The 25204-nt window shown below is 31.1% G+C and carries 24 protein-coding genes; 1 reads left to right on the plus strand and 23 read right to left on the minus strand.

The genetic code is table 11. The features are described 5' to 3' along the window. Nucleotides 1–18 precede the first annotated feature (18 nt). The 8 genes from rpmB to GWR14_RS07410 form a co-directional block, all read right to left on the minus strand. Nucleotides 19–255, minus strand: coding sequence for a 50S ribosomal protein L28 (gene rpmB, locus GWR14_RS07375; RefSeq protein ID WP_008468080.1), 237 nt, complete (start codon nucleotides 253–255; stop codon nucleotides 19–21). A gap of 74 nt (nucleotides 256–329) precedes the next feature. Then, entirely contained in the window at nucleotides 330–1580 is a 1251-nt protein-coding gene (locus GWR14_RS07380; RefSeq protein ID WP_163408385.1) for a CinA family nicotinamide mononucleotide deamidase-related protein, read from the minus strand. 174 nt (nucleotides 1581–1754) lie between these two features. After that, nucleotides 1755–2096, minus strand: coding sequence for an Hpt domain-containing protein (locus GWR14_RS07385; RefSeq protein WP_163408386.1), 342 nt, complete (start codon nucleotides 2094–2096; stop codon nucleotides 1755–1757). Then, nucleotides 2096–2707, minus strand: coding sequence for a fumarylacetoacetate hydrolase family protein (locus GWR14_RS07390; RefSeq protein WP_163408387.1), 612 nt, complete (start codon nucleotides 2705–2707; stop codon nucleotides 2096–2098). Before GWR14_RS07390 ends, GWR14_RS07385 begins: the two co-directional genes overlap by 1 nt. 86 nt (nucleotides 2708–2793) lie before the next feature. Beyond that, on the minus strand, nucleotides 2794–3564 hold the full coding sequence (locus GWR14_RS07395; protein WP_163408388.1) for a 3'-5' exonuclease: 771 nt from the start codon (nucleotides 3562–3564) through the stop codon (nucleotides 2794–2796). A gap of 162 nt (nucleotides 3565–3726) precedes the next feature. Beyond that, the gene (locus GWR14_RS07400) at nucleotides 3727–5049 is read right to left on the minus strand and encodes a dihydrolipoamide acetyltransferase family protein (RefSeq protein ID WP_163408389.1); all 1323 of its coding nucleotides are present in this window, start codon (nucleotides 5047–5049) and stop codon (nucleotides 3727–3729) included. A gap of 83 nt (nucleotides 5050–5132) precedes the next feature. Beyond that, entirely contained in the window at nucleotides 5133–6296 is a 1164-nt protein-coding gene (locus tag GWR14_RS07405; protein WP_163408390.1) for a glycosyltransferase family 2 protein, read from the minus strand. Nucleotides 6297–6326: 30 nt separating this feature from the next. Next, complete coding sequence (locus GWR14_RS07410) at nucleotides 6327–7511, minus strand: BamA/TamA family outer membrane protein (RefSeq protein ID WP_246236298.1); 1185 nt, start codon at nucleotides 7509–7511, stop codon at nucleotides 6327–6329. Between the two features lie 190 nt (nucleotides 7512–7701). Between GWR14_RS07410 and GWR14_RS07415 the strand changes: the two genes are divergently transcribed. Next, on the plus strand, nucleotides 7702–8439 hold the full coding sequence (locus GWR14_RS07415) for a tyrosine-protein phosphatase (RefSeq protein ID WP_163408391.1): 738 nt from the start codon (nucleotides 7702–7704) through the stop codon (nucleotides 8437–8439). 74 nt (nucleotides 8440–8513) lie between these two features. Here the strand turns inward: GWR14_RS07415 and GWR14_RS07420 are convergent, their stop codons facing one another. From GWR14_RS07420 to GWR14_RS07490, 15 genes are all read right to left on the minus strand, one after another. After that, entirely contained in the window at nucleotides 8514–10904 is a 2391-nt protein-coding gene (locus tag GWR14_RS07420) for a GumC family protein (RefSeq protein WP_163408392.1), read from the minus strand. Between the two features lie 12 nt (nucleotides 10905–10916). Next, on the minus strand, nucleotides 10917–11708 hold the full coding sequence (locus GWR14_RS07425; RefSeq protein ID WP_163408393.1) for a polysaccharide biosynthesis/export family protein: 792 nt from the start codon (nucleotides 11706–11708) through the stop codon (nucleotides 10917–10919). A gap of 131 nt (nucleotides 11709–11839) precedes the next feature. Continuing rightward, nucleotides 11840–13258: an undecaprenyl-phosphate glucose phosphotransferase gene (locus GWR14_RS07430; RefSeq protein WP_163408394.1), complete on the minus strand. Its 1419-nt coding sequence runs from the start codon at nucleotides 13256–13258 to the stop codon at nucleotides 11840–11842. A 41-nt stretch (nucleotides 13259–13299) separates the two neighbouring features. Further along, entirely contained in the window at nucleotides 13300–14046 is a 747-nt protein-coding gene (locus GWR14_RS07435) for a glycosyltransferase family 2 protein (RefSeq protein ID WP_163408395.1), read from the minus strand. Between the two features lie 27 nt (nucleotides 14047–14073). Continuing rightward, complete coding sequence (locus GWR14_RS07440; RefSeq protein WP_163408396.1) at nucleotides 14074–14901, minus strand: glycosyltransferase family 2 protein; 828 nt, start codon at nucleotides 14899–14901, stop codon at nucleotides 14074–14076. 25 nt (nucleotides 14902–14926) lie between these two features. Then, nucleotides 14927–15763: an aldo/keto reductase gene (locus GWR14_RS07445; RefSeq protein WP_163408397.1), complete on the minus strand. Its 837-nt coding sequence runs from the start codon at nucleotides 15761–15763 to the stop codon at nucleotides 14927–14929. Continuing rightward, complete coding sequence (locus GWR14_RS07450) at nucleotides 15750–17414, minus strand: GMC oxidoreductase (RefSeq protein WP_163408398.1); 1665 nt, start codon at nucleotides 17412–17414, stop codon at nucleotides 15750–15752. Before GWR14_RS07450 ends, GWR14_RS07445 begins: the two co-directional genes overlap by 14 nt. Beyond that, complete coding sequence (locus tag GWR14_RS07455) at nucleotides 17415–17990, minus strand: LbetaH domain-containing protein (RefSeq protein ID WP_163408399.1); 576 nt, start codon at nucleotides 17988–17990, stop codon at nucleotides 17415–17417. It lies immediately after the preceding gene. A gap of 2 nt (nucleotides 17991–17992) precedes the next feature. Beyond that, nucleotides 17993–19021: an acyltransferase family protein gene (locus GWR14_RS07460; protein ID WP_163408400.1), complete on the minus strand. Its 1029-nt coding sequence runs from the start codon at nucleotides 19019–19021 to the stop codon at nucleotides 17993–17995. A 37-nt stretch (nucleotides 19022–19058) separates the two neighbouring features. Further along, complete coding sequence (locus GWR14_RS07465; protein WP_163408401.1) at nucleotides 19059–20231, minus strand: glycosyltransferase; 1173 nt, start codon at nucleotides 20229–20231, stop codon at nucleotides 19059–19061. A gap of 24 nt (nucleotides 20232–20255) precedes the next feature. Further along, nucleotides 20256–21095, minus strand: coding sequence for a glycosyltransferase family 2 protein (locus GWR14_RS07470; protein ID WP_246236299.1), 840 nt, complete (start codon nucleotides 21093–21095; stop codon nucleotides 20256–20258). Beyond that, complete coding sequence (locus tag GWR14_RS07475) at nucleotides 21096–21803, minus strand: LbetaH domain-containing protein (protein WP_163408402.1); 708 nt, start codon at nucleotides 21801–21803, stop codon at nucleotides 21096–21098. A 15-nt stretch (nucleotides 21804–21818) separates the two neighbouring features. Beyond that, nucleotides 21819–22811, minus strand: coding sequence for a hypothetical protein (locus tag GWR14_RS07480; protein WP_163408403.1), 993 nt, complete (start codon nucleotides 22809–22811; stop codon nucleotides 21819–21821). A gap of 21 nt (nucleotides 22812–22832) precedes the next feature. Next, nucleotides 22833–24083, minus strand: coding sequence for a hypothetical protein (locus tag GWR14_RS07485; RefSeq protein ID WP_163408404.1), 1251 nt, complete (start codon nucleotides 24081–24083; stop codon nucleotides 22833–22835). Continuing rightward, nucleotides 24084–25199, minus strand: coding sequence for a glycosyltransferase family 4 protein (locus tag GWR14_RS07490; RefSeq protein WP_163408405.1), 1116 nt, complete (start codon nucleotides 25197–25199; stop codon nucleotides 24084–24086). Nucleotides 25200–25204 lie beyond the last annotated feature (5 nt).

A 25204-nucleotide genomic window follows, 5' to 3' on the forward strand; every position in this document is an offset into this window, starting at 1 on the left:
TATTTATTTAGGAAAAGATTATTTGATAAATCCTTCTGACTGTGCTTTTTTCAAAACAGCAGTGATTCCGTTTTTATTAATTGTTTTTATCGTAGATGCTGCTACTCTAAGAGTAATCCATCTATCTTCTTCTGGAAGATAAAAACGCTTTTTAACTAAGTTTACAGAAAACTTTCTCTTAGTTTTGTTCATAGCGTGAGAAACGTTATTTCCTACCATCGCTCTTTTACCTGTAAGGTCACAAACTCTTGACATTATACTTATCTTTTATCGTTATTCAAAATCAGGGTGCAAAGAAAAGAAAAATAAACCATTGTAGCAAAAAAATATTACACAATTTTCAAAATTTCTTTCTGCAATATTTCCAAACTCTTAATAGTTGCTCTATCTATCACTTTTTCACGCGGTTGTCCGAAGTTAAATTGTTCAGTAATGATACCGTTTGGAGTAGCTAAAGCTATAAAAACAGTACCAATTTCGGCATCAGAATCGCCTTTTGAAGGACCTGCATTACCTGTTGTAGCAAGCGCATAGTCTGTTTTTAGTAAGCTTTTCACATTCAAAGCCATAGCAGATGCCACCTCTGCACTAACTACCGAAAACTGATCTATTAAATTTTGTGAAATTCCAAGAACATTGACTTTCGTTTCTGTTGCGTACGAAACAACACTTCCTTTAAAATAACCTGACGAACCGGGAACTGCAGACAAAAGCGAAGCAATTCTCCCCCCTGTACAACTTTCCGCAGTTGAAATGGTTTTATTTTGTTTTGATAATAGCTTACCAATTACTGTTTCAATTGTTTCGTTTTCTTCGTAACCTACTATTATATCATGAATTATAGCATCTAAGAACTTAACATTATCTTCAATTGCCTTTTCCAGTTCTTCTTTATCAGTTCCTCTTGCTGTTAAACGTAAACGCACCCGTCCAGGATTTGGCAGGTAAGCTAATTTTATAAAATCTGGTAAATTATTTTCCCAATTTTCGATACGTTCTGCAACTAAACTCTCGCCCTGCCCGTAAGTCAAAATGGTTTTATGAATGATATAAGGACGCTTGTATTCGCGTACTATTTTTGGAATTATTTCTTCTTCAACCAAATATTTCATTTCATAAGGCACACCCGGAAGCGAAACAAATACGGTATTCTCTTTTTTCATCCACATACCTGGTGCAGTTCCAACCTGATTATGAAGTATCGTACAGGTTGACGGCACCAACGCCTGATCTTTATTCATTTGAGTGATAGGACGTTTAAAATATCCTTCTATCAAATGTGTAACATGTGCTAAAACCTCAGGATTTACAACCAGTTCATCATTAAAATACTCACAAAATGTTTTTTTCGTAACATCATCTTTTGTTGGCCCCAATCCACCTGTTATAATTACGATATCAACTTTATTCTGCAACTCCGAAAAAGTATTCAGTATCTGATTTTTATCATCACTAATAGAAATCATTTCACTAATTTCAACTCCAATCCTATCGAGTGATTTAGCAATAAAAGCGGAATTTGTATCTACAATCTGGCCAATTAGAATTTCATCTCCAATGGTAATAATAACTGCTTTCATTCTGACATAATATTTTACTTATATCATAACTTAATGATACGTGTTAAAGAAAAAATATTTAATTTGGATTTTATAATGGGAAGAAACAATCAAGCTATTTCAAAATATACTTCAGAATAAAAGAATCCTCAAAAAAGCCCCAATATTATTCTTAGTTCAAATTCCGAAACAATACTAAAGATCAAAGTCTTTCTTTATTTCCTTTATTGCTTCTTTAACCTGTGTCCTGATACTTTTAAAAGTTTCTACAATCTCTTTCTTTTTACCTTCGGACTTTGTCCATGCTTCTACTTGTAGAATTTCCTCAAAAGCAACATTCAGTCCCATTAAATCAAGGGTAGGTTTTATCTTGTGTGCATAGGAATAGGCATGTTTATGATCTTTTTTCTTAATACCTTCTTTAATCTGCTTTAAATCTTCCGGTACCTCTGTAACAAACAATCTTAGAATTTCATTTACAAACTCCGAATCATCTGAAAGCGCATATACTTTTGATAAATTGTATTTTAATGCCATTATTTTATTTGAATTCTAAATAATTTTTTATCCTCTAAAAACCCTTCCAAAACATCATTTGGACAAACAGCAGCAACTCCTGCAGGTGTTCCTGTAAAAATAATATCACCAATTTTTAATGTAAAATATTGCGACACATAAGCAACGAGTTCATCTATTTTCCAAAGCATTAGTGCTGTATTACCTTTTTGAACAGTCTGTCCTTTGTTGGTTAGCTCAAAATTAAGATTTTCAACAGAATTAAAAAGAGTTTTCGGCAAAAAATCCCCTACCACAGCAGATCCGTCAAAAGCTTTTGCTTTTTCCCAAGGCAAGCCTTTCTCTTTTAGCTTTGTTTGTAAATCACGGGCCGTAAAATCAATACCAACACTTATTTCATCGTAATACTTATGTGCAAATTTAGACTCAATATACTTTCCTACCTTGTTGATTTTTACAATCACCTCAATTTCATGATGAATATCCTCTGAAAACTCCGGAATCACAAACGGGTGCTGCTTCAACAAAACCGCCGAATCTGGTTTCATAAAAATAACAGGCTCTGCAGGCCTTTCATTTTTCAATTCCTCGATATGATTGGTATAATTTCTACCGATACAGATGATTTTCATTTTTTTTTTAAATTACTAAGACACTGAGATGCTAAGTCATCAAGAAACTAAAAACCCAGAATCTTAATACTTGACATCTTAGAAACCTATTTAGTGTTTAATTTTCTCAATTTAATTCCAGTCAGAACCTTTTTGGTATACAAAGGAAAATCCGCATTCTGAATCCAGTTAAAATAGCCCGGTTCCGACTCCATAATTTTTTCAACTTTTGCGCCTTTGTGTTTTCCGAAAGTAAAAATCTCTTCATTATCTTCATCAAAAGCAATCATTCCTGCAAAATCTGCTATTTTTTTGCGGGTAGTAAATTCAGACAAGACTTTCATATCATTTTCTAATTCCGGATAACGATCTAACTGGGCTTTTAATATTTCATAGGTCGCCATAGTGTCTGCCTCAGCCGAATGAGCATTTTCAAGACTTTTTCCACAATAAAACTTTAGCGCTGCACTCAAAGTACGCTCTTCCATTTTATGAAAAATAGTCTGCACATCTACAGATACCTTATTTTTCATATCAAAATCTACTCCGGCACGAAGCAATTCTTCTGCCAGCAACGGAATATCAAACCGATCCGAATTAAACCCTCCCAGATCACTGTCTTTTATCATATTATGAATATGTGGCGCCAGTTCCGCAAAAGTAGGTTCGTTGGCTACTTTTTCATCCGTTATACCGTGAACTGCCGTTGTTTGTGGAGGAATTGGGATTGTTGGATTAACCAGCCATGTTTTGCTTTCTTTATTTCCATTAGGAAAAACTTTAAATATCGAAATTTCCACGATTCGATCCTTTCCGATATCAATTCCCGTTGTTTCAAGATCAAAAAAGCAAATTGGTTTGTTCAGTTTTAATTCCATCTCCATTTTTTAAGTTTACAAATGTAATTTTTAAAGCCGAAATATCACAAATTTATTAAGGCAAACGAATGTTAAAATTATTTTTTATGAATAAGCATTTATGAAAAAAAATCCGGCAAAATTTTAAAATTTTGCCGGATTTAATGCTATAATTATATAATTTTAGAAATCCCTGTCAGCATCAAAAGCCTCCAGATACTCTGCTACCCTCTTTACAAAACTGCCTCCCAGAGCACCATCTACAACTCTATGATCATAAGAATGCGACAAAAACATTTTTTGACGGATTCCGATAAAATCACCTTCTGGAGTCTCAATAACTGCAGGCACTTTACGAATTGCACCTAATGCAAGAATACCAACTTGTGGCTGATTGATGATCGGAGTACCAAAAACACTTCCAAAAGTCCCCACGTTTGTCACCGTATAAGTTCCTCCCTGCGTATCATCAGGTTTTAATTTTCCGGCTTTTGCACGGTTCCCTAAATCGTTAACCGCTTTTGCCATACCTACAAGATTTAACTGATCTGCATTTTTAATTACCGGAACAATTAAATTTCCGTTTGGCAAAGCAGCGGCCATTCCTAAGTTGATATTTTTTCTTTTGATAATATAATCACCTTCAACCGAAATATTGATTCCAGGAAAATCCTTTATAGCTTTTGCAACCGCTTCCATAAAAATTGGAGTAAAAGTCAGTTTTTCTCCTTCTCTTTTTTCAAAAGCCATTTTAACTTTATCTCTCCATTTTACAATGTTTGTCACATCCACTTCTATAAACGACTGCACGTGAGCCGAAGTCTGCACAGAAGCCACCATATAACCCGAAATCAGCTTGCGCATCCTGTCCATCTCAACAATTTCGTCTTCTCCGTTTACAGAAACCGGAACTGCCTGAGTACTTTTTTGAATTACCGGTTCTGCCGTTTTTTGAGAAATAACGACTTTTTCCTCAGTAACTTGTGATTTACGGTCTTCAATATATTTTAGAATATCATCTTTTGTAACACGTCCATCTTTTCCTGATCCTGAAATACTTTCCAATTCCTCAATAGAAATTCCTTCTTCTTTTGCTATATTTTTTACTAATGGAGAAAAGAATTTTTCTGAACCTGAAAAATCCTGAAGAAACGAAACAGATTCTTTTACCATCTCAATTTCTTTTTCAATATCAGGAGCTTCAACAGGAATTACAGTTTCATGTACGGATTTTATTTCAGATGAATTACTTTCTGACGAATCGCCTTCTGTTTCAATAATTGCTATAGTTTGTCCGACCTGAACCAAATCATCTTTGCCAAATAATTGTTCAACCAAAATTCCCGACACTTCGCTTGGTACTTCACTATCAACCTTATCAGTTGCAATTTCAAGTACCGCTTCATCAGCTTCAATTTTGTCTCCAACTTCTTTCAACCAGTTTGTTACGGTTGCTTCAGCTACACTTTCTCCCATTTTTGGAAGTTTCAATTCAAATCTTGCCATATTATTAACCTAAAAGGTGATTTTGATTTTCAGATTGCGAAATTACCGAATATTTTAAACATAAATTACACAAAATACAATTTTTACTCAATTTTTATTACTTCACCCCGTTCATTTTTAGAATTGCTTCCAATAATAAAATTGGCCTTTTTTGGTAAAATTTTAAAAGTAACACTCTTATGTTTAACAGTTTCTAAGATTTCTATACATTTTTTAAAAGAAATATACTGATTATCCAAAATAACTTCGACTCTTCTCCCCTCTGAAACGAGGGACGAATTTACCATTTTTTCCTTTTTGAAATCGATAAAAGTGATTTTATTTTTCAAAACAGAAGACAACTGACTGCACCTATTTTCATCAGAAGAAAAGAAAATATAGCTTTCCGGCAACAGATTTGGTTTGGATTTTCCCTGAAACATTTTTACAAACGAAAAAAGAAAAATTCCTATTTTGATAAAAACCGAAAAAAACAAGGATTTCCTGAAATGCTTCTGATAAAAAAACTCCATTGCTTCCTGAAATCTTTTCATATACTTTTGATCCTTTATTGTACTTTCACCTTTATAATGTATGACAGAAGTTTCATGAAAATAATAATTGTTTCTTTTCTTTTGCAAAACAGAATAAGATAAATCTATATCATCGGCATACATAAAGCAATCTTCATCAAAACCTCCGGTTTCTAAATACAATTCACGTTCCATTACCATAAAAGCCCCTACTAAAATATCAACTTTTCCTGTCTGATTTTCTGAAAGATGCTGAGCATAGTACTGATTAAAAAGCTTTTGATTTGGAAAAATTTTATACAATCCAAAAATCTTTGTGAAAGCGACCCAGGGCGTTGGAGTTCCACGTTTACTTTCAGGCAGAAAATTCCCTGTTCCGTCAATAAGTTTACAGCTAACAATTCCGAGATCTACTTTTTTTTCGGCGAAAGCCAAAATTTTAACAAAAGTATCTTCTGCAACCACTGTATCCGGATTTAGAATACAAATATATTTTCCTTTAGCATGAGCTACCCCAATATTGTTTCCCCTTGGAAATCCTGAATTTTCTTTGTTCTCAATTAGCGTTACCTCCGGAAATCTACTTTTCATCATTAAACAACTATCATCATCCGAATTATTATCGACTACAATAATTTCCCCATCAATTGCAAAAAGTGCTTCCTGAACACTTAATACGCATTGTTCCAAAAAATAGCGTACATTATAATTAAGAATAATAACTGATAATTGCATAAAAAAATTAAGTTGAAATATTGGGGAAAGTTAAAAATTTTCAACTAAACCCAAACGTAAAGACCAGTCGTTTTTACTAACTCCATAATCCAATGCCAGATTACTGTTATTTTTTTTATTCCATTTAACCCGAAGGCCGGTTCCCACAGCCGGGTTCCATTGATGAAACTGATACGTTTCGAACTTTGAAACCGATGAAATATTAGAAAAAAACACAGCTCCGAAAAAACCATTTTTAGAAATATCTGTTCTGTATTCCGTTTCAAAATAAATAAGGGCATTGCTCCTAAATCTGTTTCTTGTAAATCCCCTTCCTGTTCTTCCGTCACGATCCCAACCAATACTTGGCAGATCCAGATAATGAGGTTTCCCTGAAAAAGTTGACCAATAAAATGCGCGATAAGCTAAAATTTCATGTCTGATTTTACTAAAAGAATGATATTTTCTCGCATCAAGATAAATAGATTTCCACTTCTTATTTTCTACTCCACTGGTATTAAGTCTAAAATCGGCTTCAATATAAGCTCCCTGTTCCGGATTAATTATATTCTTTCTGGAATCATACAAAGCCTGTACTGCAAAGCCAAAAGAACTGGCATCGGTAAAATCACCATTCATATATTTTGAATAATCCGTTTCTGTATCAATATAAGATTCTTCGCTAATATTTTGATAATTATCGTATAAGAAGCCTAGTCCCATTTGAAAATTTCCTTTTACTTTTCTTGTGATAAACTGATAAAAACGCCATTGCTCATAATTTAATGTGGACATTTCATCTTTTGTTGAGTGATTACCAAGTCCGTATGTAGGCTGCGGATAAATCAAAAACCGATAATCCCCGATAAAACTCCATTCATTATCTTTAGTATAAACATAGGACTGAATTGGAAAAACATACTGATTGGTAAAACTAAAGTAAGGAGTAAAAGAAACCTGCGACATCTTTGTCGTTTCTGAATCTCCTAAATAAAAAGTCGTTAGAAACGAAATCACCAACCCTGAGCTGGAACTAACATTCACAGGTGCAGGCAATAAAGAAAACGCAATTTTTTTATCCCTGTTTTTTTTCAGGGTGTCATTCTTGTTAAATATTTTATAAACTACATCGAGAATATCTTTTTCTTTATAGGAGAGTGTATCTTTCTGAGCATGACAAACCGGCATTAAAAAGAGTAAAATCCAGATTTTGTAAAATTTATAAATTGACACCATATTTATCTATAAAAATTATTCTTACAAATTTAGAATATTAAAAAATCATAACTCACTAATTATCAAACAATAAAACAAATAATTTTTAAATTACTATTTTAACTAAAACCGAATTTTATTCCTTTAAAATGAATAATCAAATCTTTTACAGTTGTAGCCACATCTCTCTGATTTTTTCTATTTTTGCCCTATGTTATCATTCTTAAAACAAAAGCCTTATTTAAAGGATCTCCTATCAGGCGGCTATATCGATATCCATTCGCATTTATTGCCCGGAATTGATGATGGTGCAAAAACAATATCTGAAACTAAAAGATTAATAAAATCATTGGAAACGATTGGGGTTTCACAATTCATAACTACACCTCATATCAGCCATTATATTTGGAATAACTCCCCACAGGCAATTCAGGATAATCATACCGAGACAAGTAAACTGTTAACCGAAAGCAACATTACAAAACCTTTCCTCGCAGCGGCAGAATACTTCATGGACGATTGGTTTGAAAAACACTTCAAAGATGAAAAGCTTCTTACCTTAAAAGACAATTATGTATTAGTAGAGATGTCGTACATGAATGCTCCGGTCCAATTGTATAAAATTTTATTTGATTTACAGGTGGCAGGATATATTCCTGTTTTAGCACATCCGGAACGTTATTTGTTTTACCACAAAAACATTACTGAGTACGATAAATTAAAAAAGGCAGGCTGTTTATTTCAATTAAACTTATTGGCTGTTGTAGGCTATTATGGGGAAGAAGTAACTAAAATTGCCGAACAGTTATTAAAGAAAGGAATGTATGATTTTGTAGGCACCGATGTACATCACGACAATCACATAGCAGCGTTTGAACAAAGGATAAAATTAAAAGATTCTGAAGGCTTAAAAAAAATCATATCTAACAATCAGTTTTTTAAATTTTAAAATAAATCTTCAAATCGTTTCATAAAAAAAAGGTTCAAATAATTTGAACCTTTTTTTTATGAAACATATCCTTATTAACTTATGTCTTTGATTTTCTTATACCATATTTTTTTCTCTCTTTTCACCCCGTATCCATAGCCATAGCCATAACCTTTGGTTGAATCTGTATCATTAAGAACCAGGCACATATTTGGCAATTTCTTTTCCTTATAAAAAGTATTTGCAATAGATATCATTCTCTTTTCAAGAACATTTGCACGCATTACATAAACAAAAGTATCTGCTTTTTTAGCTATTAGTAATGTATCAGCTACCAAACTTACAGGAGCTGTATCTACAATAATATAATCGTATTCTTTTTTTAATGTTTCAAAAAGACTATCAACTTTTTTGCCCATCAACAATTCAACAGGATTTGGCGGTATTACACCTGATGGCAATATGTAGAAATTTTCATAATCATCATGTTTAACAATATATTTGCTAAGGTCAGTCTCGTTTGAAGACAAATAATTAGTTAATCCAAAATTCGGTACTGAAAAATAGTCCGAAAATTTCGGATTTCTAATATCCATACCTACCAGTAAAACTTTTCTGCCAGACAAAGCAAATGTCGCAGCAAGATTTACAGAAACCAACGTTTTACCTTCTGCGGGAAATGTAGAAGTTACAAAAATGGTCTTAGCAATGCCCTCAGGAACATTTGTCAGCATAAACTCAAGATTGGTCCTAACAATCCTAATAGCCTCAGCCGAACTGGTCCTGCTTTCTGCCTTGATCAATTCATTGGTATTATCTGAAGTCGGAATATCACCAATAAAAGGAATCTGGGTTTTGCCCTCAAGATCTAATCGGCTTTTGATTTTGGTGTCGAGTAAATCATATCCATATATAATACCAAAAGGAATTAACAAACCTATTAACAAGCCGGCAAGATAAATAACTTTTTTCTTTGGACTAACCGGAATTTTATTGGCTTTTGCTGCGTCTATAATACGAGCATTGGGTTCAGTAGCCGCTAATGAAATGGCTGTTTCTTCACGTTTCTGCAACAAATACAAGTACAGTTCTTCTTTTACTTTTTGTTGTCTGGCAATTACCCTGAACTGGCGCTCCTGTACCGGTATTTTGCCAATTTTACTATTCAGGATACTTTCCTGACTTTTTAAATCCCGGTTTTGAATTTGCAAATTAGACTGCATCCTTTTCAGACTTGTAGCCACATTTGCCTTTAATGCAGAAATCTGCTGGTCTAATTTTATAACAGAAGGGTTTTCAGTCGTAGCCGATTTTAGAATTCGATTACGGTCTAAAACTAACTGATTATAGGATGTAATTAATCCACCCGCTTCTCCGGTTTCTGTTATAATATTGGTTGGCAACAAATCTGAATTGGTGCTTTTTTTAATAAAATCAAGTAATGACGAAACTACATTCAGTTGTATTTCAGTTTCTACCCCTTTTTTATCGTATTCATTTGAACCTTCAATAAAAAGTTTAGCCTCTGATTCGATATCTGTCAGTCTGTTTGATTTTTTAAAACTTTCCACATCCTGCTCTACACCGTCTAATTCCTGAGTTATCAACGTTAAACGTTCAGAGATAAATTTAGAAGTATTTTCAGAAATAAAATTTTTATCCTCAGCTGCATTTTCATTATAAATCTGAATCATATTATCCAGAAAGTCCTCAGCTCTTTTCTGAACGGGGTCAGTCATAGATACGGTAACCACACTGCTTGTTTTGCTAACAGGTTCAACTTTTACTCTTCCTCTAAAACTTGCTGTAATATTCTCAATTGGACTGATTATAATTCGAATAAACTTATCTTTTCCAACACTGTTTTTATTATAAAATGCGGTTTTCCCGATAACCAGTGTTCCGATACGGGTAGCTATTTTTTCATTAAACTTAAATTGTTTTTTTGTTGTTAAAATAACATTTTCACCCCCTTTTTTTTCAATTAATTCATTTTCTAAAGAAAATAAATCATTAGACAACAAATCTAATTTTAAAACCACATTTGCTTCATCAAATAATTCTGTCTCATTCAAAAAATAAACGTTCACAGGGCTTCCCCCATATATATCTCTATCTACAACATTACCTTCTACCTGCAAATTAATATTTAAATTAAGCTTTTTCACAGTTGATTCAACTAAAGTCCTTGACTTTAAAACCTCTATCTCGTTATCCAAATTATTGACAGAGCCACCGCCTAATCCTAAGTCTGAAAAAGCAGATAATTCAGAAAGCATCCCTCCTTTATTCTCATCTTTTACCAATATAGAAGTACTGGCTTCATAACTAGGTGAAGTGTATCGCAAATACAAAACTGCTAACACCAAACAAAGAAAAATGCTTAAAACAAACCATTTCCAGTGGATTAAATATTTATCCAGTTGTTCACGAAGATTTACATCATTAATTTCATCTTCTATAACTTCATTATAAAAATCTTGCATTTGTCTGTATTTTTATTTAAATATTAGAACGCAAAGCGATATTAAAATTGAAAGTCCCGATATAATAACAGATGTATTAGGACCGACCGCAGCAGCATTTATTTTGGTTTTATTAGGCTCTACATATATCACATCATTTTGGGCCAGATAATAAAAGGGCGAATTAATAAAATCTGCTTTAGTAATATCAACCCTATTATATGATTTTATACCATTAATTTCGCGTATAATCAGAATATTATCCCTCTTACCGTAAACACTTAAGTCTTTTGCCATAGACAAAGCTTCAATCAGCGTAATTCTTTCGGAAGCGACAGAATAAGTTCCGGGCATATTGACTTCGCCCTGCAGGGAAACCTTAAAATTAATGACTCGAAGATTAATAATTGGATTTTTAATGTAAACAGAGATTTTTTCTCTAAGTAATCTTAAAACTTCTGTCCTGGTCAGCCCCCCCACTTGTAATTTCCCTAAAACAGGAAATTCGATATTTCCTTCTTTATCAACCAGATAAGACTGTTGTGTTTGCTGACCTCCTGCTGCCATTAAATTGTTTGCATTAGGTACTATAACCGAAGTTAAATTGAAGGGAATCGCAATTTCAGGATCTTCAGCAGAAACTATAATCATTAATAAATCATCCGGCTGAATTTTTATTTCATAAGAGGCTATATTTTGCGAAATATTAGTCCCATCAATATTTTGATAATATACTATATCTTTTTTTGAGGCACAGGAAAAAAACAAAAACACAGTAAGATAAAACAGACTTGTTTTTCTAAATTTAAAAAAATTGAAATTCATTAGGACTTTGGTTTATACCGCAAATATAAAGAATAGCTTTTACTTTCTTATCTATATGATAATTGTCAGGATAATCAATAAACTGATTTTTATCTGTAATATCGATTTTATCTACAATAAAGATATAAACTCTAATAAGCATTTTCTTCACCTTTCACTACATTAATAATAGTTTTAATTATGATTTTGATATCTAACAAAATACTCCAGTTTTCAATATACCAGATATCATATTCTACTCTGTTTTCCATATCGATAAGCTCTCTGGTTTCACCCCGGTAGCCATTTACCTGAGCCCAGCCTGTAATACCAGGTTTCGTATATTGACGTACCAGGTAATTTCCTATCAAATCAGTATATTGCTTCGTATGATTGACCATATGGGGTCTCGGTCCTACCACAGACATATCGCCTAAAAAAACATTGAAAAACTGTGGCAGTTCATCTATACTCGTTTTACGCATAAAAGCACCAAACTTAGTAATACGTTGATCTCCTTTTGCTGCTTGCAGTTTGTCTGACTGTTTGTTTACCCGCATACTTCTAAATTTCCAGCAGAAAAAAGATTCATTATCTCTTCCGGAACGCTCCTGTCTAAAAAAAACAGGCCCAGGTGATTCTATTTTAATAAAAATTATAATTATTGGAAACAGCCATGGAAAAATCAGCAATATGACTCCCAGTGAAAAAACGATATCAAATGCCTTTTTTGACAACCTATTTACAGTATATTCTAGCGGTTCTGTACGGAACATTAAGACAGGGGTATTTTCATAAAATGAAATCTCCACCTTACTGGATTTAGTATACAATTGAAAATCGGGAATAAATTTAACACGAACCATATGATGCTCGCATATTTTTATTAATTTATTTATGATATTTATATTGTCAATATGTAATGCCACATACATTTCATCTACCTGATGGGCAATTACATATTTTTCTACTTCTTCAAACCCACCTAATATGGGTCCTGAAATAAAGGCGAAAGGATCTATTTTTTCATCAAAAAAACCTAAAAAGCGATACCCATACGTTAAATCTTTAGACAGGGTTTTTCGTATACGTTCGCCAGCATCGTTAGCACCAATAATAATTACACTTTTAAAATTATATCCTTTGGCTCGTATGTATTTTAAAAGTTCCATTGACAAAAACCTGGAGAGCATGAGCAAACAGAAGAAAAAGAAATAAAAATAAAGTAACCGAAGTCTTGAGATTTGTGAATACTTTAAAAAGAGCACAAAAAAAGCGATTAAGGCAATATGAAATACAAATTTTTTTGTTGTACGCTTTAAAATAGATTCTAAGGGTTCAATTCTTACTATACGATAAGAATCATTTCGTAATAACAGTGCAATCCATATTAAATTGGACAAAAAAGACACCGTTTGTACTTCTTTAAGAAAGAGCTTGTCAAGATTCCCAAAACGTACCCAGGAGGATAATACAATGGAAAAATTTAAAAGTATCACATCCCATACTACAAACAAAAGTTTAAAATAGCGGGAGAAACGGTGACGGGAAAGAATATCTAAAATTTTCATAAAATCGTAAACCTCTGTTTATAATACATCTTTAGCATAACTCATTTTTTTATATATTGCATCAAGGCGATTATTTTTTTTTGAAAAACTACCTTTATACCTGACATATTGTGATAATTATATATCTGGCAATCCTCTTTTAACACCTTAAAGACTCTTTTATAATCGGTACTTAGACCGCCCATTCGCATTTTTACTATATAAGCATTTAGATAACTCATCTTTATTTTATTCTTAAAAAGATAACGCAACAAAAACTCGGTGTCCGAAGCAATTTTAAATTTCAAATCATAATTGCCATACCTGTCAATAATATTTTTTTTGATATAAACTGTAGGGTGCAAAGGCAGCCACCCCGACTTCAGTTTTTTATAATCATATTCCCCTCCAATCCTATTTCTTACTATTCTCTGCTCTTCATCGTTGGTAACATAAATGCCGTTTCCGTAAATTCCGTCTGAATCCGGATTATTTTTAAAAGTATCTACTATTTTAGAAATTACTTTCTCATCATAAAAAACGTCGTCAGAGTGCATTAATCCTATAATATCCCCGGTAGCCATCGCTAATCCTTTATTTATTGCATCATACATTCCTTTATCAGGTTCTGAAATATATTTGGCAATTTTATCCGAATATTTTCTAATAATATCCTGAGTCCCATCTGATGAATTACCATCGACAACTATATATTCAATATCCTGATAGTCCTGATCCAAAACACTCTTTATGGATTGTTCAATAGTTGATTTTCTATTGTAACAAACTGTAATAACGGAGACCTTCATAAATTATGATTAACTAAGAAAATTATTTTATTTCTTTTTTTGGCTGAGTAATTCTTTGCTTTTCAAAACAATAAAATACTCATAAATAGATTGTAAAGTAGCATAAGTCATACCAGCACTGCCATCTAAAAATGCCCTTCTTACAATTACCATATAAAACCATTTTATTAAAGGACGTCCGGGTAATTTGTAAAACAATCCTTTTTGATGATATCTTTTTTCTGTAAAATCTTTACCAAACAAAGCCTTTCTGAAAGAAAAAGTAACGCCCTGATTTAAATCTTTAACCCTTGTCAAAGCTTCCATATCTGCGTAACTTAAATGTCTCTGAATCCAGAATCTAAATCCTTTACTAAATGGATAATGATCTAAGAAACCTTCGATTTTACCTGTCGGACCATCAGGAATTGAAACCGGATTTACCAATCTCTCATAACGCATCTTGTCAGGACGAAACAGTCTTAGGTAAAAAGGTGACATTTGAGCATGTTTAAGCCATTTCCCATTCCATGCAAAATCTCTTCTTCTCAATTCGTATGCAACAAATTCTGAATTATTATCTGGTTTAAGTTCTATTATGGCGTTTAATAATGATTCCGAAACCCTTTCATCAGCATCAATATAAAGTACCCATCGATATTTGAATTTTATATTAGTCAAGCCCCAGTTTTGATGCGCTGACCAATTATCAAAAACTCGTTGCGTAATGGTTGCTCCTGCATCCTTAGCAATTTCCAACGTTCGATCATCACTAAAAGAATCAAATACATGGATATCATCACTCCAAGTAACCGATGCTAAACAGCCAGGTAAATCTTGCTCTTCGTTTTTAGTGAGTATTAATATTGAAATCATATATTTTATAAATTAAAAATAACATCTAATAAGCTAGTTTAACATTTTCAATAATATGTTTTTCGTCAAACATCGAACATAAAACGACACTATTTGGAAAATCTTCAAAAATTTTATTAAATTTTTCTTTTGGGCTCTTATTTTTATCACCTCCGTTTAATGGTGAAAAAATTATATTTGACATTAATCCTCTGCCTTTAACTACATCGTCATATTCAAAAGTTCCTGATGAATTATTAAATTGTAAAACATCGAATTTGTTTAAATAAGTGTCATGTAAAGATTGCTGTGATTGCATGTAAGCTAAACCCCAGCCTCTTATTTTACCTTCTTTCTTGAAAATTTCTGCCAATTCTGCTAATTCATCAAAATATACTAAAGTATCAAGTGGCTCATGAATAAATAGATAATCTAAATAATCAGTATTCAATTCTCTTAGACTTTTTTCTACACTTTTAAGCATTTCGGTTTTGCGAAGTACTAAACGATTATGAAAATGATCTGCAATTTTAGGAATTTGGCTACTTTGAGTTTCTTTATTATGTTCTTTTTTTAAATTTTCACGAGCATATCTAACTAAAGGTTTAACAGGTTTAAGTAAATTAGCTTTCCAATTTGCATAAATACCAAATTTACTTGCCAGCACAACCTTATCTCGTTTATATTTGACAATTTTACCAACAAATTTTTCCGCCTCACCATATCCATAAGAACGTGCTAAATCAAAATGATTTATACCATTATCTAATGCACATTCTATTGCATACTTAGCTTTTTTTGAATCAACGGAACCCATTATTGGGGCACATCCAAAACCTAAAGCAGAAGATTCAATGCCTTTTATCAATTCAATTTTTCTCATATTTTTTTGTTAAATGATTTGCCAAGCGAACAGCAAAAGCTCCTAAAAAAAATGTTGGATTTGCCTGGCTTGATGTTGGAAAAACAGAACTGCTACAGATAAAAACATTTTCTGTACCCCATAGTTTTAAATCTCTGTCTACAACACCTTCCTCACTACTATTGGCAATTCTTGTAGTTCCCGACTGATGAATACCATCACACGACATTTCCTTTATTTTCTCTTGTAATTCTTTTTGTTCATACCAATATTCTAATTTCCCAGCACCAGTTTCTTTGAGCCAATCATCTAATATTTCATGAGTCTTTATTATGGAATCTATATCTACATCAGTTAATTTATAATATATTTTTAAAGTTTCTCCATCAGTATCCAATTCCATTCTATTCTCTTCAAAAGGAATTTGTTCAGTATGAAAATGAAGTGCATAATGATTTTTAGGACTATAAAGAAAAACTCCCGGAAGTTTACGTTTCATTAAGTAACGTTTAATAAAAATTGAGCCTGGAATTATTAAGGAACCTGGCAAATCTTTTATTACATTCCAAATATGCTTTTTGATCCCTGTGACTTTCCCTTTTGTTATTGAGTGTGCAATAGCAGGAGGAGCAAGTTTTCTTCCTATAACCGGTAGTAACATCATTAAATACATCACAGACATTGGTCCACTGCGATGTTTTGGATCAAAATATAAAGGATTATCAAGCCAAATTGCAGTATTTAAAAGTTTTTTTTCCAAAAGTAAATCCTTTGTAAACTGAAATCGTCTACGAGTATAAACACCATCTTTATCTTTTAGAAAACCATAATCTGTTTTTTTTGGATCGCCAATAAAATGAACCGAAGCAATTTTACCAGACAAATGCCCTTGATAATATTTACCTAATGCCTGAGGAACTTTTTTAAGTAAATTAAATAATTGCTTATTGCGAAGTAAAATCCTAGTTGTTTCCTGAGTTCCTGCTGCTAGAACAAAAGATTTTGCTTTTATTGTAAAATTTTCTAAACTTGAAACACATCTAATTTTTAAAGAATTAACACTTCCATTATCATTAGGAGCCTCAAAATCTCTTGCTTCATAACCTTCAATTACTTCAAGGTTTTTTAAGGCTTTTATATCATTTAAAAAACGTTTCCCAAATCGGGTTGGCATACTATAACGTTCCAAAACTGAATCCGTAACTATCCCCTTTTTAAATTTTTCTGAAATAGAGGTAACTTTAAAATCTATTGAGTTACTTAAATCAAACATTGGTTCACCACACTCAAAATATTCCGTCGTATTTGAAAGAAAATGTTTTACTTCATTAAACAAATCTAAATCCCAAGTACATTGTCCTTTTAAAACAGGACGTTGCATAAAATCTATCTCATCAAACATAACGCATCGCCCCCCCCAGGTTGCAGAAGAACCACCAAGACCTTTGTTGGTACATTCATAAGGATTGTGATGATTAACGGGGTTTGTGTTTATTATGGTCTCGTCCAAATTATTTTTTTCAAACATCTGATCTTTTACACCATACTCTATCAATAAAACTTTTCTCTCAGGATTTAATTTAGAGTATTCCATTGCTACAATCATACCAGCAGGGCCACTACCAACAATACATAAATCATAAAGAGTTTCAGTTATATTTTTAATTTCCATTCAATTTTTTTTTTCAACTAGAAAATTATTACGCTTTTTTATCAATTTACATGGATTACCGGCATATACTGACCAATGCTCCAGATTTTTAGAAGTAATAGAAAGCGCTCCTAAAACACTTCCTTCATGGCATATAACCCCAGGTAAAACAACAGCTTTAGCACAAATCCAAACATAAGGTTCAATAATGATTTCCTTTTTCATATAAGTGAACATAATGGTGTTATAATCATGAGTTGCACCACATAAATAAGAATCTTGCGACAAGATAGAATGATGTCCCAAAAAAACTCTCTCGGGATTATAAATTTCTACCCCTGGACCAATTGTAACTACTTCTTCTGTTTCTAAAAGCCAGGGAGCCCAAATTTTACAGGTAGGATATATAAAATTATTTTTACCGAGTTTAGCCCCAAAAAATTTTAACACAAAACTCCTCCAACCATGAAAAGGTGCAGGAGTATATCTACATAAGACAAACCACGATATCTGCCATATCAACCTTTTAACTTTATTCCATTTTGAAAAAATAGGTCTTTTATAAGCATCTTTATCATTTTTATTATGACTTATCATGACTATATATTTTTTAAAAGTAAATTACGCTTCTCGATCGCTTTTTTTTCAACCAAAATGTAAAATATTTTTCCTATTACAATACATACAAACAATGTCAATAAAGATATAATACCCTCATTAGATATATTATTTTTTTGAACTATCATTTCTATAAAATTTATCACTAAATTATGTGTAAGATAGATTGAATAAGCCATATAAGCACCTTCCTTTATAAAATTAAATCGAGAAATGAAAAATTCATCTGCAAAATAAAATGACAAAAATGTTAAACCAATAATAATGACCAATATTAAATAACCAAAACTATAAGTAAAAACAGTTTGAAAATTTGAAAGATAGCTACCGAATAGTAAAAAGACCATAAACATGAATAAACTAAAATATGGATTTACTTTAAACGAAAAATTATAATGATTAATTAAAAATGAAATTAAACACCCTAAGGCTATACCATCAAATCTAAAAATACTTGCTGTGGTATAATATCCCCAATTCATGTTAAGATAATTTCCAAAATAAAGTCTAATAAATGAGGGTGCCAAAACTAAAGTAATCCAAACGAAAAGCTGTAAATACTTGTTCTTAAGTAATGATAAAAACAGAACTATAAAGGGGAAAACCAAATAAAAATGTTCTTCAACACATAAAGACCATGATGCCAAAAAAAAAGGTATCGTTTGGTAAAAATTTTGAAAAAATAATATATATCCCCAATCGAAAGATTGTTTCTTGAAAAAATATACAGCTGCATATGAAATTATTAATGTAATTATATAAGGGGGATATGTTCTCAAAAAACGTCCTAGCCAAAACTTTAATAAACTAACATTCTTCTTTTTAAAATAAATATTTGAAATCAAAAAACCACTCAAAAGAAAAAACATTTCAACCCCATATTTCCCAACTTTAAGCAATACATCATATTTTATTATATTAGATAAAAATCGGGTTCCTATATGAAGGTAGACAACTAATAGTATTGCTAAAAAGCGAAATAAATCCAGATTTTTTATTCTTTTTTCCATATTCTAATTTTGAAAAGCGATTTAATTTTAAAAATAATTATATACTTTTTAAAGTTTTAACATACTTATCTGTACAAATTTTGACATCAAAATTATTTTGATAAGTTTCAAAGGCATTTTTACCTTTTTTTACTAAACTTTGTTCTGACTCTTCAATTATAGCTAAAAGAATATTCATTAATTCTTTCTTTTTTTTTAAATCAACTAACCAGCCACCTCCTCCATCAATAATTTCGCGCCAAATATTGATATTTTTAGTTATTAAAACAGGTTTTTTACAAGCCATAGCTTCGACAATCGCAATACCAAAATTTTCCTGATGGCTTGGTAAAAAATAAGCTGTACAATTATAAAATGCACCCCATTTCGCTTTACCAGATAACATTCCTGGAAAATGTATTTTTTTATTATTTAATGCTAGTTGTATCATTTCATTTGCATAATTAGATTCTAATGGCCCGGCAATAACCAAATCCGGCAAATCTAAATTCTCCTGAGATATTTCATTATATGCATTTATCAATAAGTCGACTCCTTTTTTTTCATGAATACGACTTAAAAAAAGAAAATATTTTTTATCCTTAACAGATAGGCAGCTTTTATGAAACTCTTCTTCCAGTTGCTTACTGTTTTCTGGAGGCATCTGAATACCATATCCTACATTAAATATTCTTTTAGGATTATAATTTTTAAAAGTAGTAGCAGCTAATAACATTTCTTCCTCACAAGTAAAAAAGACAGCATCAGCATGATTAATACATTTTTTTTCAATTAATGACCAAACTAATTTATTTCGCAAAGCTTTCCACTTTCTGTCTACTGCTTTTTGAAAATAAGGATCCAGCATGCCATGGGGCATAACTACTATCTTAGGAGCATATTGCTGTTTCTTTTTTAAGAATTTAATTGCTTTATAAACCGCTAAATTATGATACTGCCAAATCCCATGAACAATTACAACATCATATTTTTGAATATGTTCTTTTAGCCACCTTGATAATTCCGGTTGATATTTATAAGAAGTTATCCCGCTACCAACTTTATAAATAGTAAAATCATCAAGTACAGGATAATTACTATTCTTGTCATCCATACAAACTACTTCTGTTGTTATTCCTACTCTTTTAAAATAAGGTATAGCATTACGAATTCCCTGACAAGGACCTCCATTACTTGGATGCATTGATGAAATAACACGAAGAATTTTCATTGTATTCATTTATTATTTAATAAACTAAAGGTAACGAGTCCCAAAAATTAATTTATTTAACTTATCTGGAATAAAATTTATAAAATGCAAAAAAACAAAATAGAATACCGCATTTATAAAACCAAAATATTTGTTCCTAAAATAAAATATAATTTTAGGATTTGCACCTAAAGGTGAATATAATTTTTTGAACCTTTGAATAATATTAGTGTTGTTTTGTCTTACCCGGCAAATATCATTTTTTTCACCACTTGCAATAGCAACTCTTGTAGTAAAAACGGCAATACCATTGTTTTGTGCACGTAATCCATAATCTACATCACCTAAATCATGATGATAATGAATATCTAAATTGCCTAAAATTTTATAAACTTCTTTAGGCACAATAACAACATTTCCATTCATATTCCTAATAAGGTTTAATTCCCCATTTGGTTTAATTAATTTCTTATTAGCATCAAAACCACCATATAAAGTATCTTTTTTATCTGAAGTTTCTATTATTCCTGATATAATTGCTTTATCTTCTGTCAAATCTATACATGAATAAAGTTCATCAAAACAATTTTCATAAATAACGACATCATCATTTAACCATAGATAATAATCATAATCTTTTTTAGCTGCATATTCCCAAGCTAAATACATGCCTTTATTCCAAAAAAGATTACCTGATCCTGAGATCAAATTTACCTGAGGGAATCCTTCTACAACTGCCTTACTAGTTTCATCAGTTGAACCGTCATCAACTAAATATACATCTAAATCACTTTTAAGCTTAAAAAGTTGGCTTAAACAATTTATTGTTTTTTCTTTCCTATTAAAACAAGTTAATAAAACAGCTATATTATGCATTGAATCCATTTATTCATGATCAAATTTTGAAGTATCTTCTAAATTCTCAAATATTCTTTTTTTATTTTCACCTATTAGTTTTACAGGGAAACCACCAACTACTGAGTTTTGAGGAAAATTATAGTAGCTTTTATTGCATAAACTATTAGAAGCTACTATAAAAAAATCAGGTGTTTTAGTTCCTTTCATAACAGTTATTCTATTACCAAACCAATTATAAGATCCTATTTCAACAGAACCAACCTTATCATCTATTGAATTATCTAAAACATTTCTAATATAATGGAAATTAGTATCAAAGATTTGACATTCCCAGCTAAAATCAATTTCATCCTTAAACAAAATATTATTTTCGCAAAAAACCTTACTTAAAGCTCCAATACGTACATTCTTGCCTGTAGACAAAATGCCTTTTTTTTCAACTCGTATTAAACAGCCATGACCAATTTCAAGAGTACCATTTATTTTAAAAATACCTTTTAAATCTATAATAGTTGTAGTACGTGAAAACATTTCTGAACCTCTACCCCCAATTTTAATCATTCCTCTAGTTATTTTCTCACTATTTAAAAAAACTTTACCTGATAAATTTTCAAATCTTATTTTATAATAAAAATCAAAAGGAAGTTTGATGGCCTGTGAAAAAGGTAGCATTTTAAAATTAAAATAGATGATGGCTAAAAAATTATGCGCAAAAATTTTATTTATACTATCCATATATAAACAATTTAACTACCAATAAGTAGCTCCATCAATAGCTGAAGCCTTATCTGGTGTATTAATTTTTAATGGTTTTGTCCAATACTCATTATATAAATTGCAATACGGCTCTACAAATAATTCAGGTATTCCATATTCACGTCCATAACTAGGAGTATCCCATCGTTTGCCTTTGATGCCAAATAGTAACTGAACCCCTCCACCCATATGAAAAGCTTTTTTACCTATCCTTTTTATATGAGCTGCTAATGGCAAACCATAAGCTCCACAACCTAAAATACAAATATCAAAATCAATTTCTGAAATTTGATCCTTCATCAATTTTAATGCTTCAAACCAATCTTTATATGGGACTTCAATGCCAGCAGCAGACTGTATCGCTTTGTAGGTTATTAATTCAAATTCAGGAAGTAGATCAGGATTTTCAAAAAGTTTATCCCTTAATTTATATTGTTCCTGTATCGTTTCTTCGAAAGGATGAACAACCAATACTTTTTTTCCTTTTAAAACTCTTGTCCATGGTTTTTCTACAAAAAAAGGATATAGACATTCTAAATGAACATATTTTACATCAGAACGCAATGGCATGAATTTTTCATAATATTGAAATGATCCTAATAAATCTATTTGAGGTGTATCCGAAAGATAAAGTTCAGAAAACTCTTCTGCAGTTTCTTTTGTAGGAGGAAAAATCCCTGAAAACACATCCATGTACTTAAAATGTTTTTCATCCCACCATGGCAAATGGGTTTTATCTGTAATATAATTCCAGATCTTTTTATAATATTTTTCGTTACTAGTGATGCATAAGTAATTATTAATCGCAATTAACTCTGTTGTGCCAAATCTTGCAATCATACAAGGTTTGTTATCGTTTAATAAATCATAAATTTGATCATTTGCTGATTGCCTATTTATGTCACAATATGGGTTTTCAAATTTTTTAATTAAAAAAAACCTATATGCTTTTTTAAGAACTCTAACACTTATATCTTTTATATTCATCCAGTTTTGTTTAAATAGATTTTAATTAAATTTTAAAGTTTTTTTAAAGAACACTTTTATTTCCAAATCATCTAACTGTCTAATTTTTTTACTCATGCAAATTCCAATTGCAAAAAAAATAAATATTGAACTTACTGAAAAATATGTTGCATCTTCTATAAATGAAAAAAGGCCTTTAAATGCTACCCAGACCCCCAACATTACACAAAACCAGTTTCGGGATCTATAAATCCCTAAAAAAGATGCCTTAACAAAAAGTAAAAAATAAACCAATCCACCAATCATTCCTCCCCATTGTATATAATTAAGCATTCCTGATTCTGTTCTTCTACGACCTTCTTTATATATTTTATCAAAATCGGCATATGATACTTCCGTTAGTGATGTTTTTGTTTTTCCTGATGCTCCAAGTCCAAAAACAAAAGCTTCTTGTCTCTTTAATTCAGAAAAAACATCTGAATAAATGGATGTTCTGGAATCTATTAAAAGATCTTGCTTATTACCGTTACTAGTTTCAATACTATAAGTTTGCATCATGTCTCCAATTAAAAAAACATTAAATACTCCTGACAAACCTAATATTAAAAAAACAATTGGAGATGATAGCAAGAAAATTCTCGTACCCTTTATTAAGCTTAATACCCACATCCTTTTTTTCCAAAAAAAGCTAAGTGTTATAACGGATGCTATACAAATATTAATAAGATTTGAGCGATTTGAAAAATCACTAAAAAATGATATTAACGTTAAAAAAATAATAAAAATACGATTGATTTTATTAACAAAAGGTATCAAAAATATCATTAAATATATTGGCGATATAGATTTAGTAAAATCAATTGATAAAGGGGGCTCAAAGAAAAAAATAAAGATTGACAAAACAACCCCATAGGTCATAAATGATTTAATAAGACTATTAATTGATGTGTTATATGCTGCCAAATAAATAGAAAAATGAATTACTAAAAATAATGGGATTGTTGCTGAAAACATAGCTATCCAATCTTGATCAGATTTTGCATCATATATTCCTCTAATTAATACTAAAAGATTATAAAATAAAAAAAACTTTACATACAGTACGCTATCAAAGTTTATATTTATTTTTTCATTTATTACCTGCAGTTTTGCTACTATAATCAGCATTCCTATTAAAAGAATATATGAACATAACATAGTAATTAATACAATTTTACCTGGATAAATACTAACATACAATGCAGGAATTGTTGATAAGATAACGGTATATTTTCCTAATTTGGAAAAGTTCATTTAATTTAATTTAAAAATTTGCTCTAAATTTTTATTATAGCGCTCTCCATATGCTTTCCAGTTCAAATAGCTACTTACACCTGTAGAATATGATCTAAATCCCGTTTGATTTTGTGCTAAGGATAATGCCTCTTTTATACCTTTGTCTAAATCTTGAAATGTAAAATTTTCCATCTCAATAATCCATTTTTTATCTTTTAATATATTTCTTAAATCTCTTCCCCCAGTATCTTTTGTACAAACTATTGGCAAACCGCAAACTAAAGCTTGTGACTGAACCATAGCCAGTCCTTCCTCTCTTGAAACCAAAACAAATATTTTAGCTTTTTTATAGTAATCTATTAATTTTTTTTGGTCAACACTATCAACATGTGTCATATTATTACGATCAGGAAATGACAAGTCAACAATAGGTCCAACATGCAGAAAAGTCAATTCAGTCTCTTTAAAATACTCTATCAATAAGTCACATCCTTTTCGATAACTCCAACCTCCTACCATAATAATATCGTAATTTTTTTCAGACGATAATTCTGTAGGGGCAAACATTGACAAATCTACACCATATGGATTTTGAATTAGTTTATGTTCAGAAATACCTCGTTCAATAAAGCTTTGTTTAACATGATCAGATGCTATAGCTATATAATCAGCGAGTTTATAGCCTGTCAAAGAACGATTTATAAAATACTTATCCTGTTGCACTACGTTAGGAATAAGCGATAAAATTCTTTGTTGTTCTTCAATATGCTTGCTTCCCCATTCTAATATGGTAATAGCGTTATATTTTTTTTTAGCACTTACAAATGATTTTTTATAAACAGTACCTAAAGCAATATATACATCACATGGCTTCATAAAAAATGACAAATAACTATCTAATGCCCAATTAATTAATTTTAACGAAAATGAAGGTTTTTTTGATAATTTTATTAATCCTAAAAAAGGTAACATTATAAAAAACAATGAAAAACTTGATTCCTTTTTTAAGCCATATTTAATAGCCCTTTTTGTAGGTACATATGAATAAAAACGGACGTCATGTCCTAATGTCTCTAATTCTTTAGCTAAATCTAATAAATGAAATCGATGTGATGCTCCTATGTTTATTCTCATCAAAT

Origin of the sequence: Flavobacterium ajazii (assembly GCF_010614725.1) — a bacterium.
In the GTDB taxonomy this organism is placed as follows: Bacteria; Bacteroidota; Bacteroidia; order Flavobacteriales; family Flavobacteriaceae; genus Flavobacterium; species Flavobacterium ajazii.

Excerpts from the sequence above, each read along its gene's own strand:
- rpmB (WP_008468080.1), bottom strand. The coding sequence starts at position 255 with ATGTCAAGAGTTTGTGACCTTACAGGTAAAAGAGCGATGGTAGGAAAT.
- GWR14_RS07380 (WP_163408385.1), bottom strand. The coding sequence starts at position 1,580 with ATGAAAGCAGTTATTATTACCATTGGAGATGAAATTCTAATTGGCCAG.
- GWR14_RS07385 (WP_163408386.1), bottom strand. The coding sequence starts at position 2,096 with ATGGCATTAAAATACAATTTATCAAAAGTATATGCGCTTTCAGATGAT.
- GWR14_RS07390 (WP_163408387.1), bottom strand. The coding sequence starts at position 2,707 with ATGAAAATCATCTGTATCGGTAGAAATTATACCAATCATATCGAGGAA.
- GWR14_RS07395 (WP_163408388.1), bottom strand. The coding sequence starts at position 3,564 with ATGGAATTAAAACTGAACAAACCAATTTGCTTTTTTGATCTTGAAACA.
- GWR14_RS07400 (WP_163408389.1), bottom strand. The coding sequence starts at position 5,049 with ATGGCAAGATTTGAATTGAAACTTCCAAAAATGGGAGAAAGTGTAGCT.
- GWR14_RS07405 (WP_163408390.1), bottom strand. The coding sequence starts at position 6,296 with ATGCAATTATCAGTTATTATTCTTAATTATAATGTACGCTATTTTTTG.
- GWR14_RS07410 (WP_246236298.1), bottom strand. The coding sequence starts at position 7,511 with ATGGTGTCAATTTATAAATTTTACAAAATCTGGATTTTACTCTTTTTA.
- GWR14_RS07415 (WP_163408391.1), top strand. The coding sequence starts at position 7,702 with ATGTTATCATTCTTAAAACAAAAGCCTTATTTAAAGGATCTCCTATCA.
- GWR14_RS07420 (WP_163408392.1), bottom strand. The coding sequence starts at position 10,904 with ATGCAAGATTTTTATAATGAAGTTATAGAAGATGAAATTAATGATGTA.
- GWR14_RS07425 (WP_163408393.1), bottom strand. The coding sequence starts at position 11,708 with ATGAATTTCAATTTTTTTAAATTTAGAAAAACAAGTCTGTTTTATCTT.
- GWR14_RS07430 (WP_163408394.1), bottom strand. The coding sequence starts at position 13,258 with ATGAAAATTTTAGATATTCTTTCCCGTCACCGTTTCTCCCGCTATTTT.
- GWR14_RS07435 (WP_163408395.1), bottom strand. The coding sequence starts at position 14,046 with ATGAAGGTCTCCGTTATTACAGTTTGTTACAATAGAAAATCAACTATT.
- GWR14_RS07440 (WP_163408396.1), bottom strand. The coding sequence starts at position 14,901 with ATGATTTCAATATTAATACTCACTAAAAACGAAGAGCAAGATTTACCT.
- GWR14_RS07445 (WP_163408397.1), bottom strand. The coding sequence starts at position 15,763 with ATGAGAAAAATTGAATTGATAAAAGGCATTGAATCTTCTGCTTTAGGT.
- GWR14_RS07450 (WP_163408398.1), bottom strand. The coding sequence starts at position 17,414 with ATGGAAATTAAAAATATAACTGAAACTCTTTATGATTTATGTATTGTT.
- GWR14_RS07455 (WP_163408399.1), bottom strand. The coding sequence starts at position 17,990 with ATGATAAGTCATAATAAAAATGATAAAGATGCTTATAAAAGACCTATT.
- GWR14_RS07460 (WP_163408400.1), bottom strand. The coding sequence starts at position 19,021 with ATGGAAAAAAGAATAAAAAATCTGGATTTATTTCGCTTTTTAGCAATA.
- GWR14_RS07465 (WP_163408401.1), bottom strand. The coding sequence starts at position 20,231 with ATGAAAATTCTTCGTGTTATTTCATCAATGCATCCAAGTAATGGAGGT.
- GWR14_RS07470 (WP_246236299.1), bottom strand. The coding sequence starts at position 21,095 with ATGGATTCAATGCATAATATAGCTGTTTTATTAACTTGTTTTAATAGG.
- GWR14_RS07475 (WP_163408402.1), bottom strand. The coding sequence starts at position 21,803 with ATGGATAGTATAAATAAAATTTTTGCGCATAATTTTTTAGCCATCATC.
- GWR14_RS07480 (WP_163408403.1), bottom strand. The coding sequence starts at position 22,811 with ATGAATATAAAAGATATAAGTGTTAGAGTTCTTAAAAAAGCATATAGG.
- GWR14_RS07485 (WP_163408404.1), bottom strand. The coding sequence starts at position 24,083 with ATGAACTTTTCCAAATTAGGAAAATATACCGTTATCTTATCAACAATT.
- GWR14_RS07490 (WP_163408405.1), bottom strand. The coding sequence starts at position 25,199 with ATGAGAATAAACATAGGAGCATCACATCGATTTCATTTATTAGATTTA.